This is a genomic window from Peribacillus frigoritolerans (genome assembly GCF_004358755.1).
Lineage (GTDB): Bacteria > Bacillota > Bacilli > Bacillales > Bacillaceae > Bacillus_P.
In genome coordinates, this window is the sequence record NZ_SMZY01000010.1 from 1 (window position 1) to 17,364 (window position 17,364).

Consider the following 17,364-nt stretch of genomic DNA (forward strand, 5'->3'; position numbering starts at 1 on the left):
ATATTGTCTGGTGATGATGGCAAAGAGGTCACACCCGTTCCCATGCCGAACACGGAAGTTAAGCTCTTTAGCGCCGATGGTAGTTGGGGGTTTCCCCCTGTGAGAGTAGGACGTTGCCAGGCAGTATCAATTATATATGTTATCAATGAGCATAAAAGCTCATAGATATTTATTACTATCGCGGGGTGGAGCAGTCTGGTAGCTCGTCGGGCTCATAACCCGAAGGTCGCAGGTTCAAATCCTGTCCCCGCAACCAATTGGTCCCGTGGTGTAGCGGTTAACATGCCTGCCTGTCACGCAGGAGATCGCCGGTTCGATCCCGGTCGGGACCGCCATTATTACATAAACAACAACGAAACTACGTGTTTCGTTTTTTTTATGCATTTTTTAGGGTAGACTGTTAATGAAACTTGGACAAACTAATTAGATGCGATACACTTGATTACAGGGAACGGTCCTTAGAACTGCAGGGTTCTAAGGTTTTTTTATAAGAGTCCGAGGCTACATCAGAAAAGGCGGTGCAGCACATGACCATAGAAGATGAATTTCATTTTATAGATAAAATCAGGCAAAGTAAGAATCGCCAGCCGGAATTAATAGAAGGCATAGGGGATGATGCTGCTTTGTATAGAGCAAAACCCGAATATTTGGAAATTGTTTGTGCAGATACAATGACAGAGGGGGTTCATTTTCTCAAAGATGCTTCTTCTCCAAAGGACATCGGCTATAAAGCTGTGGCTGTCAATATCAGTGACGTTGCAGCTATGGGCGGTGTTCCAAAGTACTATCTCGTCACCATTGCTGTCCCTAAAACCTGGTCTGAAGAGGAATTAGTGGAGCTCTATGCAGGGATGGATGAGATCGCTGCATTATACCACATGGATCTGATTGGCGGGGATACGGTTTCAACCTCAGATAGGCTTGTGATTACGGTAACGGTCATAGGAGAAGTTCAGCAAGGGAAACAGCGTTTAAGAAAGGATGCACGTCCAGGTGATGTGGTATTTGTTACAGGGACAATTGGTGATTCAGCTGCAGGACTCCAGATTCTGCTTGGAAACCTTTCAGTTCATGAAGAAAATGATTCTGCATTTCTTGTGAATCGCCATAAGCGTCCAGTGCCGCAGGTTAAGGCAGGGCAGCTTATGTCTTCCGCTGAGCGCATCTCATTGAATGATATAAGTGACGGCCTTGCAAGTGAACTAAATGAATTATGCGAGGCAAGCTGTGTTAAAATGGTCATAGAAAAAGACCGCGTTCCACTCAGTGATTCACTGCGTTCTTTACATTCTGAGCAGCTCGATGAGTGGATTTTATATGGAGGAGAAGATTTTGAGCTGGTTGGCACGGTTCCTCCCGAAACATTTGACCTTCTTCAAAAGAAGTGCAGCGAAGAAGGCATTTTTCTAACAAGGATTGGGCAGGTAGAAGCAGGCTCATCCGAGGTGCTGCTTCTGCATAATGGCAAGAAAACAAAGCTCGAAAAATCGGGATACAATCATTTTAAGTAAGGTGAGTATATGACTAAGCATACAGTGAGAACAAATAGCCCTGAGGTAACAACGAAGCTTGCCGTCAGGCTTGGTGAACTTGTGAATCCTGGAGATGTAATTACATTAGAAGGTGATTTGGGAGCCGGGAAAACTACGTTTACAAAGGGTTTAGCTAAAGGAATGGGGATCCAAAAAAACGTAAACAGCCCGACATTTACGATTATGAAGGAGTACCGGGACGGGAGACTGCCTCTTTATCACATGGATGTGTACAGAATGGAAGACAGCGAAGAGGATTTAGGTTTTGATGAGTTTTTTGAAGGAGAGGGTGTCACAGTGGTTGAATGGGCACATCTTATTCAGGAGCAGCTTCCTCCAGATCGACTTGGTATTCGTATACTTCGTGTGGAAGATGAGTCCCGTGAAATTATCTTCGAACCTATCGGGGATCACTATATTGGATTATGTAAGGAGCTTATAGATGAAAGCAATCGCGATTGATACGTCCAATTTGACGCTTGGTGTGGCGATAGTGGAAGACACCAAAGTGGTTGGAGAATATGTAACAAACATCAAGCAGAATCATTCGGTTCGGGCAATGCCTGCTGTGGAATGGCTTATGCAGGAATGCAGTATTACGCCTGGTGAACTGGATCGTGTCATTGTTGCGGGTGGTCCTGGATCTTATACCGGCCTCAGAATTGGTGTCAGCATTGCTAAAACACTTGCATGGACGTTAAACATTCCCCTTGCCAGTGTTTCAAGTCTTGAGGTGCTTGCAGCTGGCGGATGCTATTTTAATGGTTTTATCTGTCCGATTTTTGATGCCCGGCGCGGTCAGGTGTATACAGGCTTGTATGAGTATGCAGATGGGGATCTTTTAAATAGAAGAAACGATCAAAATCTCCTGCTGTCAGATTGGCTTTTAGAGTTAAAAAAGGAAGAGAAGCAAATTCTTTTTATCGGAAATGATGTTAGCCTGCATCAGGAGTTAATCATTGAAGTGCTTGGTGATCAGGCAGTGATTGCAAGTATGACCGAACATAATCCAAGACCGGCCATGCTTGGAAAAATCGGCTTGATGAAAGAGCCTGTGGATATACATACCTTCGTGCCGAACTATATCCGTTTAGCAGAGGCGGAAGTAAAGTGGCTCGAACAACAGAAATAAGTGGGTGAGAAGGTTGAAACAGGAACAGGATACAATCAGGGTCAGGCTTATGAATGTAGATGACATTGAGGCTGTTTATGAAATTGAAACACAATCCTTTGCAACACCTTGGCTGAAGGAATCCTTTCACAATGAATTGACTCAAAATCATTTTGCCGAATATCTTGTTGTAGAATTTGACCAGAAAATTATCGGCTATTGCGGACTGTGGATCATTATGGATGAGGCTCAAGTAACGAACATTGCCGTATTGCCGGACTTCAGAGGGAATAAGATTGGTGAAACATTGCTGAAACAGGCAATTGGAATGGCGAAGGAATATGGAGCAGGGAAAATTTCTCTAGAGGTACGAGTCTCAAATCATATCGCGCAATCTTTGTACACGAAGCTCGGTTTTCAGCCCGGCGGAATTAGAAAACGGTATTATACTGATAACGGGGAAGATGCGTTAGTAATGTGGGTGAAATTAAAATGACTGTAATAGATCAATATATATTAGGAATCGAGACGAGCTGTGATGAAACGGCCGTATCGATTGTAAAAAACGGCCGTGAAATCATTTCGAATGTTGTCGCTTCTCAAATTGAAAGCCATAAACGTTTTGGCGGGGTTGTACCTGAGATCGCATCAAGACATCATGTTGAGCAGATGACACTTGTGCTAGAAGAAGCGATGCAGCAGGCTGAAATGACATTTAAAGACCTCGATGCCATCGCAGTTACCGAAGGACCGGGTCTTGTTGGCGCACTATTGATTGGAGTCAATGCGGCAAAAGCGCTGGCATTTGCCCACCAGCTGCCATTAATAGGCGTTCATCATATTGCCGGTCATATTTATGCAAACCAGCTGATCTCGGAACTGCAGTTTCCTTTGCTTTCGCTTGTTGTATCCGGGGGGCATACTGAACTTGTTTATATGAAAGAACATGGATCATTTGAAGTAATTGGAGAAACGCTTGATGATGCTGCAGGTGAAGCGTATGACAAAGTGGCAAGAACGCTTCATCTGCCTTATCCGGGTGGACCTCATATAGACCGGATGGCAGCGGAAGGGTCTCCTGTTATCAATTTACCGAGAGCCTGGCTTGAGCCGGATTCTTACAACTTCAGCTTCAGCGGCTTGAAATCGGCTGTCATCAATACTCTTCACAATGCAGAGCAGCGGGGTGAAGTCATTGATCCCAATGATTTAGCGGCAAGCTTTCAGGCGAGCGTTATCGATGTTCTTGTCACAAAGACAGCATCAGCAGCTGAGAAATACAAGGTAAAGCAGGTTCTTCTTGCTGGAGGTGTAGCAGCCAATCGCGGTTTAAGGGCGGCTTTAGAAGAGAAGTTTAAAGAATTTCAGGATGTAGAGCTGCTGATTCCGCCATTATCTCTATGTACAGACAATGCAGCGATGATTGCTGCTGCTGGAAGCGTCCTTTTTACAAAGGGTCATAGGGGCAATTTGAGAATGAATGCGAATCCTGGACTGGAACTGCCTAGTTAATATGTTGTATTAACATGTTATCCACATGCAGTCTAATAACATTATTTCGCTTTTAGAAAAGCTTGTGGAATAAGCATTGAATAACCTGTGGATAATGTGGATAAAAAAGCGCTATTTTGTGGATAATGTGAATAAAAGAGTGGGAACCTTATAAAATAAGATTTTCTTATGTGGATAACTAAAAAACTCAGTGCTATTATCGGCACTGAGTTTTTTTGATTCATAAAATATGTGTATAAGCTGTTAATCCTCTTGAAGCTGTTCCCATTCATTCATTAGATGTTCGAGTTCTTGTTGATAACCATCGTTTTCTGTGTTGATTTCCTGCACTTTCGTATGGTTTTGATATATCTCCGGATCACATAACAGTTCTTCATTCTTCTCGATCTGCTGTTCAGCGAACGAGATTCGCTCTTCTACTTCCTGCAGTCTTCTTTGTTTTTGTCTTGCCAGTTTTTTTGCTTCTTTATCTTGTTCATAGGATAGCTTGTTTTGATTTTCTTTAGGCTTCAAATCAGGAACTGCGTCTAGTGCTGCAAGCTCCAGCTGTTCTGCCTTTTTAGTTTGATAATAATCATAGTCGCCCAGATATTCATAGACGCCGTTTGCTGATAGTTCATATACTTTGGTTGCAATGCGATTAATGAAATATCGGTCATGGGATACAAATAGGATTGTGCCTGGATAATCAATCAGGGCATTTTCCAGAACTTCTTTACTGTCAAGATCGAGATGGTTTGTGGGCTCATCAAGGATGAGCAGATTTGCCTTTTGCAGCATAAGCTTGGCAAGAGCGAGTCGTGCTTTTTGCCCGCCGCTTAAAGTTGATACATTCTTTAAAACATCGTCGCCTGAAAATAGAAAATTGCCGAGTACGGTGCGGATTTCTTTTTCAGCAAGCATCGGATATTCATCCCACAATTCATCAAGCACGCGTTTGTTTGAAGTTAAATTCGCCTGCTCCTGATCGTAATAACCGATCTTCACTCCTGAACCTATTTCAAATGCTCCTTTAAATGGAGCCATCTTATCAATGATTGTTTTTAAAAGCGTAGATTTGCCTATTCCATTTGGACCGACAAGAGCAATGCTGTCACCTCTTGAGATGGAAAAAGAAACGTTTGAGATGATTGGCTGCACACCATCATATGAAACGGCTATATCATTGGCTTTCAGCACATCATTTCCGCTTTGTTTTTCAATATCAAAACGGAAATGAGCTGATTTTTCATCGCCTAGAGGCCTGTCCATCAGTTCCATGCGGTCCAGTTTTTTTCTTCGGCTTTGAGCGCGTTTTGTGGTAGACGCTCTGGCCATATTCTTTTGGATGAAATCTTTAAGCTTTGCCACCTCGTCCTGCTGTTTTTCGTAGAGTTTCAATTCACGCTCATAGTTTTCCGCGCTTTGCTCTAAGTAGCGGCTGTAGTTTCCTGCATATTTAATACTGGTGTTTCTCGAAATTTCGTAGACCTGGTTTACAACTTTATCTAGAAAATATCGGTCATGGGAAACGATTAAAATCGCTCCGCTGTAGCTTTGCAGATATTGCTCGAGCCAGGACAGTGTTTCAATATCCAGATGGTTTGTCGGCTCATCCAGCACTAATAAGTCAGGACTTGTCAATAGCAGCTTGCCAAGTGCCAGGCGCGTTTTCTGGCCTCCGCTCAAACGCTGGATAGGAGAAGAGACATCGAATTCCGCGAATCCCAGCCCGTGGAGGACAGAGCGGATATCCGCTTCATATTGATAGCCGCCTTTTTCTTTAAATTCAATTTGCAGACGGTCGTATTCTTTCAAGTATTGGTCAAATTCGCGCTGTGCTGGATCTGTATTCGCCATCTTTTGCTCAAGATCACGCATGGATTGTTCCATATTTTTTAAAAACTGAAACACAGAAACCATTTCATCCCAAATCGATAGACTGGATTCGAGACCCGTATCCTGAGCAAGATAACCGATTGAGACACCTTTTGGCTTGATGATCTCTCCGGATTCGTAAGAAAGCTGACCTGCAATAATTTTGAGCAGGGTTGATTTTCCGGCCCCGTTTCGGCCGACAAGAGCAATTCTATCCCTTGTTTGAACTTCAAGTTTGATATTGGATAATATAAGATCAGCTGCAAAATATTTCGTCAGCTGGTTAATTTGTAGCAAAATCATGTATTTTCACCTCAGGCTATGATAGTTTAAGTGTAGCTTATAGAAGAGAGAGCCGCAATGATTGTAGCTTTCAGGGTGCAGACATTTGTCACAATAAGTAAAAAGACAGATTTGTAAAAATAGTGTATAGTCTAGTATGAGGGGCGTTAAAAGATGTCAAATTTTACTCATTTTAACCAGCAGGGCAGAGCCAAGATGGTTGATATATCAAGTAAGCATGATTCTGTGCGCACCGCTGTGGCTGTTTCAAGCGTTGTCATGAAAGAACATGTATATGAACAAATTGTAAATAACAAGCTCCAAAAAGGGGACGTGCTGGCTGTTGCCCAGGTAGCAGGCATCATGGCTGCCAAAAACACATGGAACATCATTCCAATGTGCCACCCGATTCCTCTTAAGGGAATTGATATTGAATTTGAATGGAAAAAAGAGAACGATCTTTTCCATCTGATGATTGCTGCGTCTGTGAAAACAACAGGAAGTACAGGTGTGGAAATGGAAGCGCTAACTTCCGCTTCAGTCTGTGCCCTGACCGTGTATGATATGTGTAAAGCACTTGATAAAGGGTTAATCATCGGACCTGCCTATTTATCTTTAAAAACTGGCGGGAAAAGCGGAGATTATACACGAGACGTAGATGTAGCTTTGAATGTGGGGGATAGAATGTGAACAACATCGAACAATCGAAAATTCCGCAAGCTACTGCTAAGCGCTTGCCTTTATACTATCGTTTTTTAAAGAATCTTCATGCATCAGGGAAACAGCGTGTTTCTTCAGCAGAGCTGAGCGATGCGGTAAAAGTGGATTCTGCAACGATCCGCAGGGATTTTTCTTATTTTGGAGCCCTTGGCAAAAAGGGATATGGGTATAATGTTAATTATCTTCTGTCTTTTTTCAGAAAAACGCTCGATCAGGACGAAGTGACAAAAGTTACCTTGATAGGTGTCGGTAATCTAGGCACAGCTTTTTTGCATTATAATTTTACTAAGAATAATAATACGTTAATCTCACTTGCCTTTGATGTCGATGAGAAAAAGATCGGCACTGAAATCGGAGATGTGCCTATTTTTAATCTGGATGATCTTGAAGAACACCTTCCTGATGATGTGACCGTGGCGATTTTAACGGTTCCGGCACAGGCTGCCCAGCCCATTACGGACAGGCTGATTGCAAAAGGAATTAAAGGGATTCTGAATTTTACTCCGGCACGGTTAAATGTACCCGAGGAAATACGAATTCATCATATTGATCTTGCAGTAGAACTGCAATCACTCGTGTACTTTTTGAAGCACTATCCTAACGCTTAAGAATTGAGGTGAATGATATGCCTACTATCGGTTTTGGAAGTTTATTGCTGATTGTTTTTGCTGCACTTTTAATCTTCGGGCCAAAGAAACTGCCTGAGCTTGGAAAAGCGATCGGAAATTCATTGCGTGAATTTAAGCATGCAACGAAGGGTCTCGCGGATGATGATGAAGATAAAAAGAAAGAAGAGAAGTAAGATAGGATGAAAGCTGTCATGAAACAAAACGAAATGTCGGTTTACGATCACATCGCCGAGCTGCGGAAAAGGCTCATCATTACGGTTTTTTTCCTTTTCATCTCTGTGATTGCAGGCTTTTTATTAGCAAAGCCGATAATCATCTATTTACAGCATACGAATGAAGCTCAGAACTTAACGCTGAATTCATTCCGAATGACCGATCCGCTCATGGTCTATATGCAATTTGCATTTATCATTGCCTTTATTATTACATCTCCAATTATTCTTTATCAGCTGTGGGCATTCATTAGTCCAGGTCTCTATGAAAAAGAAAGACGGGTCACGCTGAGCTATATTCCGATCTCCATTGGACTGTTTCTTGCCGGCATCAGCTTCTCGTACTTTTTGCTCTTTCCATATGTCGTGGATTTCATGGAGGGGATCTCCAATGACTTAGAGATTAATCAAGTCATTGGCATCAATGAATACTTTCAGTTTTTAATTCAGCTGACGGTGCCGTTTGGACTTCTGTTTCAGCTTCCGGTTGTCATCATGTTCTTAACGAGGCTTGGCATCGTAACACCGATGTTCCTCTCGAAAATCAGGAAATATGCGTACTTTGCCCTTCTCGTTATTGCAGCGTTGATTACACCGCCGGAGCTTGTCTCGCATCTCATGGTTTCCGTACCGCTGTTTATCCTTTATGAAATAAGCATAGTTGTCTCAAGATTTGCTTACCGCAAGGCGCAGCGCACACAGTTTGAAGAAGCAAATAAAGAAGGGTGATCCTGTTAATAGGATCACCCTTCTTTTTATTTTTTCTTCGTTTTCACTTTATAAGAAAGATTAAACATTCTAAATGCTACTCCAAGATCAAACGTAGCGATTAACATAAGCAGAATTGTCGGAAACGACCAGATCCCGCTTTCTGAACTGTTTACGGCAAGATAGGTAAACAAAATACCCATTGCCAAGTAAAAGACTCCCATTGAAATTGGGCTTGTTCTCATGCTTACATGCCTCCAAAAATAAATTGCATTTGTTCTGCCTTCTTCATCATTTCCTCAAGCTGTTCCCGGTTTGATTGCAGAATGACCACAAACGTATTCATCGCAACATGGGCAAAAATAGGTACCATGAGGCGCTTCGTTTTTACATATAGAAAAGCAAACACAAACCCCATGGATCCATAAAGAAGAAGATGCTGAGGTTCACCGTGAACAAGTGCGAATACAATCGAACTGATCAGTGCGGACAAAAAGAAATTCATCCGCTGATACAAAGAACCGAATAAAATTTTTCTGAAAATGATTTCTTCCAGAATTGGGCCGATGATGGAAGTGACGACTATAAGCAAAGGCGTTACCTTCAATACTTCCATGATGACCTTTGTATTTTCTGATTCACCTTCAATGCCAAATACCTGAATTTCTATATTAGCGGCAATCACTTGAACAGACAGCGCCATGAACACTCCGCCTACAGCCCATAAAATGGATGGACCAGCTGGAGCGGCATCGCCCCTTAGATCATTGCTTTTAAAATGGCTGCGAAGGAGAAGAAGTACAATCATAAAGGCTGCTGCAAAACTGAACACGGTCCAATAGCCTGATGCTGTTATCTGCGCCATGCGCATCGATTCGTCATCCCCGACGCCAAGTTTAAGCAGAAGCGGAATGCCAAGAATGCCTGAAAACTGCATGACGATATATGTCAAAATAATAAGCCAATATTCTTTCTTCAAACGAACGACTCCTTTACTTGCCGGATGGTTTAAGTCAGGATAAGCAAAATTTCAGCTAGGCATAATTGTACCATAAATAAGGCCGGATGTAGGAGGATAACGCCTTTAGAGTATGCAGAAGGCGCTAGAAACATGTGAAAGCGGGATAAGGAAAAGGATTTCAATTTTTTTTTACATATTACTTGAATTTGAATGAGAGATTATATAATATAGTACTTGTGTTAGCACTCAAGACATATGAGTGCTAATAAAATGAAAATTTAAATTAATGAAATCTTGAGGAGGTTGTTTCACTTGTTAAAGCCATTAGGTGATCGTGTCGTAATTGAGCTTGTACAATCTGAAGAAAAAACTGCTAGTGGGATCGTACTGCCGGATAGTGCGAAAGAAAAACCGCAAGAAGGTAAAGTAGTGGCAGTAGGTACTGGTCGTGTGCTTGACAACGGTGAGCGTGTTGCTCTTGAAGTTGCAGAAGGCGATCGTATCATCTTCTCAAAATACTCTGGTACAGAAGTGAAGTATGAGGGTTCTGAATACTTAATCTTACGCGAAAGTGACATTTTAGCAGTTATCGGCTAATTAATAAATTTCCAATATCATAGAACATCATTCTTAGGAGGTAATGGAACATGGCTAAAGACATTAAATTCAGTGAAGACGCTCGCCGCGCAATGCTGCGCGGGGTTGATGCACTTGCTAATGCAGTTAAAGTTACGCTTGGACCAAAAGGACGCAACGTGGTTCTTGAAAAGAAATTCGGTTCTCCGCTTATTACAAATGACGGTGTAACAATTGCAAAAGAAATCGAGCTTGAAGATGCATTCGAAAACATGGGTGCAAAGCTTGTTGCTGAAGTTGCAAGCAAAACAAATGATGTTGCCGGTGACGGAACAACAACTGCAACGGTTCTTGCTCAGGCAATGATCCGCGAAGGTCTTAAAAACGTAACAGCTGGCGCTAACCCAATGGGTATCCGCAAAGGAATCGAAAAAGCTGTTGTCATTGCAACAGAAGAATTAAAAGCGATCTCTAAACCAATCGAAAGCAAAGAATCAATTGCTCAAGTAGCTGCGATTTCTGCTGCTGACGATGAAGTAGGCCAATTGATTGCAGAAGCGATGGAGCGCGTTGGAAACGACGGCGTTATCACAATCGAAGAATCAAAAGGCTTCACAACTGAGCTTGAAGTAGTTGAAGGTATGCAATTCGACCGCGGATATGCATCTCCTTACATGGTTACTGATTCAGATAAAATGGAAGCTGTCCTTGACAACCCATACATCTTAATCACTGATAAAAAAATCACGAACATTCAAGAGATCCTGCCTGTATTAGAGCAAGTTGTTCAACAAGGCAAGCCTCTATTATTAATTGCTGAAGATGTTGAAGGTGAAGCACTTGCTACATTAGTAGTGAACAAACTTCGCGGAACATTCAATGCAGTAGCTGTTAAAGCTCCTGGATTCGGCGACCGCCGCAAAGCAATGCTTGAAGATATCTCAGTTCTTACTGGCGGAGAAGTGATCACTGAAGATCTAGGCTTAGATCTTAAATCAGCGAACATCACTCAACTTGGCCGCGCTTCTAAAGTTGTTGTAACAAAAGAAAACACAACAATCGTTGAAGGTGCTGGAGAGTCTGACAAAATTGCAGGCCGCGTAAAACAAATCCGTGCTCAATTAGAAGAAACAACTTCTGAGTTCGATAAAGAAAAATTACAAGAACGTCTAGCTAAATTAGCTGGCGGTGTAGCAGTTATCAAAGTTGGTGCTGCAACTGAAACAGAATTAAAAGAGCGCAAACTTCGCATTGAAGATGCCCTTAACTCTACTCGCGCTGCAGTAGAAGAAGGCATCGTATCAGGCGGTGGTACTGCCCTAGTAAATGTATACAACAAAGTAGCATCACTAGAAGGCGAAGGCGATTTCGCAACAGGCGTAAACATCGTATTGCGCGCTCTTGAAGAGCCAGTACGCCAAATCGCACACAACGCTGGTCTTGAAGGCTCAGTTATCGTTGAGCGCCTGAAGCATGCTGAAGTAGGCACTGGATTCAACGCTGCAACTGGCGCATGGGTAAACATGATCGAAGCCGGTATCGTTGACCCAACGAAAGTAACTCGTTCAGCTCTTCAAAACGCTGCATCTGTAGCTGCTATGTTCTTAACTACTGAAGCAGTAGTTGCTGACAAGCCAGAAGAAAACGCTCCTGCAATGCCTGATATGGGCGGCATGGGTGGAATGGGCGGCATGATGTAATCTTGCTCCGAAACCTGAAATAGCATAATATGCTATCGTCAGAAACAAAATGAGAGGTTTCCCAATAGGATTTGGGAAGCCTCTTTTTTATTCCATACGTTACGTGGAGACAGACATACTGAGCATCTGGAAAGCAGCACTAACATCATATTTGGAGCAAACATTCAAGCAAAGTAGTGAAATTCCATGTATAAAATCAGGTCTGTTTCTAATTGAAGAACAAGGTTGCGGATTCATGAAATGATGCTTACAAAAAAGAAGCTGTCATGCAACTTCTTCTAACGTTCACAAGCCCAATTATCTTTATCTCGGTCATGCTGTGATTCATATGCCGGATGAGATGATGGTACTCCTTTTGGGTGAACCTTTCTCATTTCAGTACAATTATCAAATGTTTCTGTTGATTGAACCGGCTCGGCTGCAGCTGCAGCTGCTTCTTGTTCTTTTCTTTTACGCTCGGCTTCCTGCGCAGCAGCTTCTGCCTGCTCCTGTTCTTTCTTTTTTCGTTCTTCTTCCAGTCTCTTTTGTTCAGCTTGCTTCTTAGCTTCTTCTTCAAGGCGTTTTTGTTCAGCCTGCTTCTTGGCTTCTTCCTCAAGACGCTTTTGTTCGGCTTGTTTTTTGGCTTCTGCCTCTTCTTTTTTCTTTTCAGCTTCCTTAGCCTTTTCCTCTTCAGCTTTCACTGCAGTGTCTGCAGCTTTTGCTTCAGAAGCAGTTTGTTTAACAGGTTTAGGTTTAGTATCAGCTGGAGATGTAAGCGCCAGGATGAACCCAGAAAGCAGACCGAGAGTAATAATATATCTAGATTTAGAAAACTGAATTCTCCCTTTCCGATATTGCTTATGTAAGAAAAGTCCAATAATGAAAATAATGATTCCGAACCATGCTCTTTGGGAACCGACTAAACAAAATAATAGGAATAAGACAGCAATAATAAGTGCTATTACTCTTAAAAATTTCAATATGTTTCCTCCTGTTTACTTAATATTTACATTTCAACATAAGTTTACAAAAGCGATAAGACAGTGTTGTATGCATTTCAAAACCGCCAGATAGAATAACATTATCACTTGACCTAGAGTCAACTCTAAGAGTTACCATGGTTTCATAAGAGAAAAAAGAGGTATAGAGATGTAGAGAGTATTCTGCTCTGTACTTTGCTTTTTCTTATTATGAAACTATCATTACTGGAGGTTTTTCTATGATTACTGCTAAAGCAAGAGCTGTTGACGGTCCGGACAAACCATTTAAAGAAGCTGAGATTACGCGTCGCGATCTGGATTCCAAGGATGTATTGATTGAAATTAAATTTGCGGGAATCTGCCATTCTGACATTCATACGGCGCACGGGGAATGGGGCGAGGTGAACTATCCGCTAGTACCAGGACATGAGATTGCGGGAATTGTTACGGATGTAGGACCCGAGGTAACAAAATACAAGGTCGGTGACCGGGTAGGGGTCGGATGTATGGTAGACTCCTGCGGGGATTGTGAGAACTGCCAGAAAGGGGAGGAGCAATATTGCCTGAAAGGTAATGTTCCTACCTACGCGGGTGTCGACAAATACGGCGAGCCGACGCAGGGCGGTTATTCTACTCATATTGTCGTGGTTGAGGACTTTGTGCTGAGCATCCCGGATGAGATTGAGCTTGATCAGGCTGCGCCGCTTCTTTGTGCGGGCATTACGACCTTTTCACCGCTTCATCACTGGAAAGCAGGTCCAGGGAAAAAGGTAGCGGTTGTCGGTCTCGGTGGTCTTGGCCATATGGCTGTTAAAATTGCACACGCTATGGGTGCAGAAGTAACAGTGCTGTCCCAATCCTTGAAGAAAAAAGAAGACGGCATTCGGTTCGGAGCAGCTGATTACTATGCCACAAGTGATCCGGAGACGTTTGAAAAGCTTGCCGGTACGTTTGACCTGATCATTAACACGGTAAGTGCCAAGCTGAAGCTGGATGATTATCTTTCCCTTCTTGCACTTGACGGCAGCCTGGTAAACGTAGGCGCACCGGCAGAACCGCTGTCATTAAACGTGTTCTCTCTGATTGGTCATCGCCGCTCATTTGCGGGGTCATTAATTGGCGGGATCCGTGAGACACAGGAGATGCTGAATTTCTGTGCAGAACATAACATTGCTCCTGAAATTGAAGTCATCTCAGCCGATCAAATTAACGAAGCATACGACCGTGTATTGAATTCAGATGTGAAGTACCGTTTCGTCATTGATATTAGTACAATGTGATAGGACTAATGTAAAGCAGTAACGGTTACATTCGGGGTCGCCAAAAATTCAATTTTTGGTGATCCTTCTTTGAAGCATTTTAATTAAATCGCATAGTTGATTATCAACTGCAAGGTTTTAATCACCTGTGTATTCCCTCTCCTACCTCTCTTTTCCAACCCACCCAATTCCTTCACCGCTTTTTACCGCCCCTTTACATTCTTATAAACGCCTTGTAATAAGTCCTTATTACTGCCTTTAAATCTGCAAAAGCTTCATGAAAAGCATGCCATGATTGGAATCTGGGATGACCATGAGTTTGCCAATGACACGTATTATCCGGCCGTGGCACCAGACGATAATCCGGAATCTGATCCAACACGCCGCCTCGTTGCGAACCAGGTCTGGTTTGAGTACATCCCGGCTCCTGTCCCTTACAATCCAAATCGAACGTTTGAAGATTCCGTCAAAATCTACCGTACCGTTACGTTTGGAAATCTTGCTTCCATTCTGCACTGGGGCTGCCAGCTGTACCTTCTTTATCACATAATGTGTGACAGGGTTATCAAGGAATCTCGGCTTTCAAGCACATCCTCATCCCTTACTATAGGAAACAATAAGGAGGCTTCTCGTGAGTTGATTAAACTTGCGGGGAGCTTCTTTTTACTGCTCTTGAAACCGCAAATGCAAAAAAAATGTTAAAAACAGTTGACACCATTACTACTAAGTAATACTATATATAAGTAATAAGCAATACTGAATAGTGTTTGAATATGCCACACAAAATAAAGGAGGTTCTCAACATAGAAAATTTAACGGAAATGCTGAAGGGTTCGCTTGAGGGGTGCGTGCTGGAAATTATCAGCCGCCATGAAACGTATGGCTATGAGATAACCCGCCGTCTGAATGAACTTGGGTTTACTGAAGTAGTGGAAGGGACAGTCTATACCATTCTTGTGCGATTAGAAAAGAAGAAACTGGTGAACATTGAAAAAAAACCGTCAGATATGGGGCCCCCACGGAAGTTTTATTCACTCAATGAGGCTGGCCGGGAGGAACTTGACCTGTTTTGGAAAAAATGGGATTTTGTATCTGCGAAAATCAACGTCTTGAAGTCCAATTAGTCTCATAGAAATAAAGCAGCTTCATAAAAAGGAGGAAAAACAGCATGATGGAATGGTTTAGAAAAATGATTGGTGATAAAAAAGAGTACAGGACGATGATGGCACGGGTTGAAGTCCTGCCGGAGGATTATCAGTTTGTCTTTAAGAAAATCCAAAATTACATGTGGAGTTTCTCTGCAGGCAGTGGGATGGATATGCTGCATATCCAGTATGAGCTGATCGAATTGTTCGAAAGCGGAGCCGCAGAAGGCAGACAAGTGCTTGAAATTACAGGGGAAGACGTAGCGACCTTTGCCGACGACCTGGTCGCAACCGCGAGAACGTATACAGCTAAACATCGCGAAGATTTGAATCAGAGTATCATGAAGCGATTGGGAAAAGAGAAGTTTAATAAATAATTTTGACTGAATAGCTGGTTTAATGGCCGCTTTTGCTGTTCAGATATTTTTTGCTCTAGTAGTAAGTGATACAGAATATCAGTCTCACTAATTAGCGGATGCAGATTATAAATAAGGAGGAAAAAGGATGAATCAAACTGTCATTTCTGTCAAAGGGTTAAAAAAATCCTTCAAAGACAAAGAGGTTCTGAAGGGTGTGGATTTTGAAGTGCGGCGCGGAGAAATTTTCGCACTGCTGGGTTCGAATGGAGCGGGCAAGACAACTGCGGTTAACATTCTCTCGACGCTTATGAAGGCTGATGACGGTGAAGCATATATTTGCGGCTTTGACGTAATGCGGCAGCCGGATCATGTCCGGCAGAGCATCAGCCTGACAGGGCAGTTCGCAGCTTTGGACGGCATGCTCACCGGACGTGAAAACCTGATGCTGATTGCCAGGCTCCGTGGAGTTTCCCATCCTGCTCAAGTTGCAGACAATTTGCTTGGAAGATTCAGTCTGACCGATGCGGCCAACCGCCGTGCAGATCACTATTCCGGCGGGATGAAGCGCCGGCTGGACATTGCCATGAGCCTGATTGGGACGCCTGCAGTCATTTTTCTCGACGAACCGACAACAGGGCTTGATCCAGAAGCGAGGAAGGCAGTCTGGGATACCGTCAAGGAGCTTGCCGGAGGCGGCACAACGATTTTCCTGACCACTCAGTACCTGGAGGAAGCGGAACAACTGGCGGATCGTATTGCCATTCTTCATGGGGGGAAAATCATCACTGGCGGTACTCTTACTGAACTCAAGGAAATGTTCCCGCCGGTCAAAGTGGAGTACATTGAGAAGCAGCCGACATTGGAGGAAATCTTCCTCGCAATCACCGGCAAAAAGGAGGAGATGTAGATGAAGAGCAATACAGGTGTATTATTGGGGCGTCTGCTGCGCAATATGATGCGCAGTCCGGATACCATTATTACTGTGGCGATTACGCCGATTATGATGATGCTGCTATTTGTCTATGTTTTTGGCGGTGCCATAGAGACTGGGACAGACAGCTACGTCAATTATTTGCTGCCGGGCATTCTGCTGATTACGATCGCATCCGGGGTCGCGTACACTTCCCTCCGGCTGTATACGGATGTGAAAAGCGGTCTAATGGCACGTTTTTTGACCATGCCCATTAAGCGGTCGTCGGTATTATGGGCTCACGTTCTGACCTCGCTTGTTTCCAATGCTCTTTCTGTCTTGGCGGTCATATTCGTTGCGCTCTTGCTTGGCTTCCGTTCCGGCGCGGATATCCTGGGCTGGCTGGCGGCAGCCGGTATACTCGGGCTGTTTACGCTGGCGCTCACATGGCTTTCTGTCATTCCGGGATTAAAAGCATCGTCTATGGAAGGGGCGACTGCTTATTCGTACCCGCTGATCTTTCTGCCGTTTATCAGTTCGGCTTTTGTTCCCACTGAGACGATGCCGAAAGTTGTCCGCGTATTCGCTGAAAACCAGCCTGTAACCTCAATTGTAAATACACTGCGTGCTCTCTTGTACGAAGGTTCCGCTGGAAGCGATATCTGGACCGCGCTTGCCTGGTGCCTCTGCATCATGGTCATCGCTTCCTTTTTTGCAAGTAAAGAATTTAAACGCAAGCTGGGGTAAGGAAGGCAAGTCGCTGGTCATATAGAAGGCTGCTCAAATGATTGGGCAGCCTTTGCATATTTAAAAAATAAAAAGGGAATTGATTGTAAAAATTCGGTTAATTTTCCTGCCCCTATATTGACTGGAATTACAGGAAGTGTAATGATTGAAGCAGGAATCTGTGTCTTTTATCCTATACAAAATCT

The 17,364-nt window shown here is 43.2% G+C and carries 21 protein-coding genes, 2 tRNA genes and 1 rRNA gene; 20 read left to right on the plus strand and 4 right to left on the minus strand.

Annotated features, from left to right (window positions below):
• The first annotated feature begins 6 nt into the window (after nucleotides 1-6).
• From rrf to tsaD, 8 genes are all read left to right on the plus strand, one after another.
• Nucleotides 7-122, plus strand: a 5S ribosomal RNA gene (gene rrf, locus E2R53_RS22365).
• 57 nt (nucleotides 123-179) lie between these two features.
• Nucleotides 180-256 (plus strand) — tRNA-Met (locus E2R53_RS22370).
• Nucleotides 257-259: 3 nt separating this feature from the next.
• Nucleotides 260-335: transfer RNA gene (locus E2R53_RS22375), tRNA-Asp, on the plus strand.
• Nucleotides 336-527: 192 nt separating this feature from the next.
• A complete protein-coding gene (gene thiL / locus E2R53_RS22380) occupies nucleotides 528-1,511 on the plus strand; it encodes a thiamine-phosphate kinase (protein WP_133313866.1) in 984 nt (327 codons plus the stop codon).
• Nucleotides 1,512-1,520: 9 nt separating this feature from the next.
• The gene (gene tsaE / locus E2R53_RS22385) at nucleotides 1,521-1,994 is read left to right on the plus strand and encodes a tRNA (adenosine(37)-N6)-threonylcarbamoyltransferase complex ATPase subunit type 1 TsaE (protein ID WP_133313867.1); all 474 of its coding nucleotides are present in this window, start codon (nucleotides 1,521-1,523) and stop codon (nucleotides 1,992-1,994) included.
• Nucleotides 1,975-2,664, plus strand: a complete 690-nt coding sequence (tsaB, locus tag E2R53_RS22390) for a tRNA (adenosine(37)-N6)-threonylcarbamoyltransferase complex dimerization subunit type 1 TsaB (RefSeq protein ID WP_133313868.1) — start codon at nucleotides 1,975-1,977, stop codon at nucleotides 2,662-2,664. The genes tsaE and tsaB overlap by 20 nt, the downstream gene beginning before the upstream one ends.
• A 13-nt stretch (nucleotides 2,665-2,677) precedes the next feature.
• The gene (gene rimI / locus E2R53_RS22395) at nucleotides 2,678-3,139 is read left to right on the plus strand and encodes a ribosomal protein S18-alanine N-acetyltransferase (RefSeq protein ID WP_286166385.1); all 462 of its coding nucleotides are present in this window, start codon (nucleotides 2,678-2,680) and stop codon (nucleotides 3,137-3,139) included.
• Nucleotides 3,136-4,155: a tRNA (adenosine(37)-N6)-threonylcarbamoyltransferase complex transferase subunit TsaD gene (gene tsaD / locus E2R53_RS22400; RefSeq protein WP_133313869.1), complete on the plus strand. Its 1,020-nt coding sequence runs from the start codon at nucleotides 3,136-3,138 to the stop codon at nucleotides 4,153-4,155. Before rimI ends, tsaD begins: the two co-directional genes overlap by 4 nt.
• 243 nt (nucleotides 4,156-4,398) lie before the next feature.
• On the opposite strand, the gene E2R53_RS22405 is transcribed toward tsaD, so the two are convergent.
• On the minus strand, nucleotides 4,399-6,315 hold the full coding sequence (locus tag E2R53_RS22405; protein WP_133313870.1) for an ABC-F family ATP-binding cassette domain-containing protein: 1,917 nt from the start codon (nucleotides 6,313-6,315) through the stop codon (nucleotides 4,399-4,401).
• A 153-nt stretch (nucleotides 6,316-6,468) separates the two neighbouring features.
• On the opposite strand from E2R53_RS22405, the gene moaC reads away from it, so the two are divergent.
• Genes moaC through tatC form a run of 4 tightly spaced genes read left to right on the plus strand, consistent with a single transcriptional unit; the run spans nucleotide 6,469 to nucleotide 8,584 of the window.
• Nucleotides 6,469-6,984: a cyclic pyranopterin monophosphate synthase MoaC gene (gene moaC, locus E2R53_RS22410; protein ID WP_133313871.1), complete on the plus strand. Its 516-nt coding sequence runs from the start codon at nucleotides 6,469-6,471 to the stop codon at nucleotides 6,982-6,984.
• Nucleotides 6,981-7,622, plus strand: coding sequence for a redox-sensing transcriptional repressor Rex (locus E2R53_RS22415; RefSeq protein WP_133313872.1), 642 nt, complete (start codon nucleotides 6,981-6,983; stop codon nucleotides 7,620-7,622). The genes moaC and E2R53_RS22415 overlap by 4 nt, the downstream gene beginning before the upstream one ends.
• A 17-nt stretch (nucleotides 7,623-7,639) precedes the next feature.
• Nucleotides 7,640-7,816, plus strand: coding sequence for a twin-arginine translocase TatA/TatE family subunit (locus E2R53_RS22420; protein ID WP_133313873.1), 177 nt, complete (start codon nucleotides 7,640-7,642; stop codon nucleotides 7,814-7,816).
• Nucleotides 7,817-7,834: 18 nt separating this feature from the next.
• The gene (gene tatC / locus E2R53_RS22425; protein WP_133313874.1) at nucleotides 7,835-8,584 is read left to right on the plus strand and encodes a twin-arginine translocase subunit TatC; all 750 of its coding nucleotides are present in this window, start codon (nucleotides 7,835-7,837) and stop codon (nucleotides 8,582-8,584) included.
• Nucleotides 8,585-8,610: 26 nt separating this feature from the next.
• On the opposite strand, the gene E2R53_RS22430 is transcribed toward tatC, so the two are convergent.
• Together E2R53_RS22430 and E2R53_RS22435 are read right to left on the minus strand one after the other, a co-directional pair.
• Complete coding sequence (locus tag E2R53_RS22430) at nucleotides 8,611-8,808, minus strand: YdiK family protein (protein WP_133313875.1); 198 nt, start codon at nucleotides 8,806-8,808, stop codon at nucleotides 8,611-8,613.
• A gap of 2 nt (nucleotides 8,809-8,810) precedes the next feature.
• Nucleotides 8,811-9,542, minus strand: coding sequence for a CPBP family intramembrane glutamic endopeptidase (locus E2R53_RS22435; RefSeq protein ID WP_133313876.1), 732 nt, complete (start codon nucleotides 9,540-9,542; stop codon nucleotides 8,811-8,813).
• 294 nt (nucleotides 9,543-9,836) lie between these two features.
• On the opposite strand from E2R53_RS22435, the gene groES reads away from it, so the two are divergent.
• Nucleotides 9,837-10,121 carry a co-chaperone GroES gene (groES, locus tag E2R53_RS22440; RefSeq protein ID WP_133313877.1) on the plus strand — a complete coding sequence of 95 codons (285 nt, stop codon included), beginning with the start codon at nucleotides 9,837-9,839 and terminating at the stop codon, nucleotides 10,119-10,121.
• A 50-nt stretch (nucleotides 10,122-10,171) separates the two neighbouring features.
• Nucleotides 10,172-11,800, plus strand: a complete 1,629-nt coding sequence (groL, locus tag E2R53_RS22445; RefSeq protein ID WP_133313878.1) for a chaperonin GroEL — start codon at nucleotides 10,172-10,174, stop codon at nucleotides 11,798-11,800.
• Nucleotides 11,801-12,078: 278 nt separating this feature from the next.
• On the opposite strand, the gene E2R53_RS23730 is transcribed toward groL, so the two are convergent.
• Complete coding sequence (locus E2R53_RS23730; RefSeq protein WP_133313879.1) at nucleotides 12,079-12,759, minus strand: excalibur calcium-binding domain-containing protein; 681 nt, start codon at nucleotides 12,757-12,759, stop codon at nucleotides 12,079-12,081.
• 239 nt (nucleotides 12,760-12,998) lie between these two features.
• Here E2R53_RS23730 and E2R53_RS22455 point away from each other — a divergent pair, with 239 nt between their 5' ends.
• From E2R53_RS22455 to E2R53_RS22480, 6 genes are all read left to right on the plus strand, one after another.
• Entirely contained in the window at nucleotides 12,999-14,039 is a 1,041-nt protein-coding gene (locus E2R53_RS22455; protein WP_133313880.1) for an NAD(P)-dependent alcohol dehydrogenase, read from the plus strand.
• Between the two features lie 243 nt (nucleotides 14,040-14,282).
• Nucleotides 14,283-14,720 (plus strand): alkaline phosphatase D family protein, encoded by a 438-nt coding sequence (locus E2R53_RS22460; RefSeq protein WP_286166390.1) that lies wholly within the window; start codon nucleotides 14,283-14,285, stop codon nucleotides 14,718-14,720.
• Between the two features lie 101 nt (nucleotides 14,721-14,821).
• On the plus strand, nucleotides 14,822-15,142 hold the full coding sequence (locus E2R53_RS22465; RefSeq protein WP_133313908.1) for a PadR family transcriptional regulator: 321 nt from the start codon (nucleotides 14,822-14,824) through the stop codon (nucleotides 15,140-15,142).
• A 44-nt stretch (nucleotides 15,143-15,186) separates the two neighbouring features.
• Nucleotides 15,187-15,540, plus strand: coding sequence for a DUF1048 domain-containing protein (locus E2R53_RS22470; protein ID WP_133313882.1), 354 nt, complete (start codon nucleotides 15,187-15,189; stop codon nucleotides 15,538-15,540).
• Between the two features lie 127 nt (nucleotides 15,541-15,667).
• Nucleotides 15,668-16,429 (plus strand): ABC transporter ATP-binding protein, encoded by a 762-nt coding sequence (locus tag E2R53_RS22475; RefSeq protein WP_133313883.1) that lies wholly within the window; start codon nucleotides 15,668-15,670, stop codon nucleotides 16,427-16,429.
• Nucleotides 16,430-17,179, plus strand: a complete 750-nt coding sequence (locus E2R53_RS22480) for an ABC transporter permease (RefSeq protein ID WP_133313884.1) — start codon at nucleotides 16,430-16,432, stop codon at nucleotides 17,177-17,179.
• Nucleotides 17,180-17,364 lie beyond the last annotated feature (185 nt).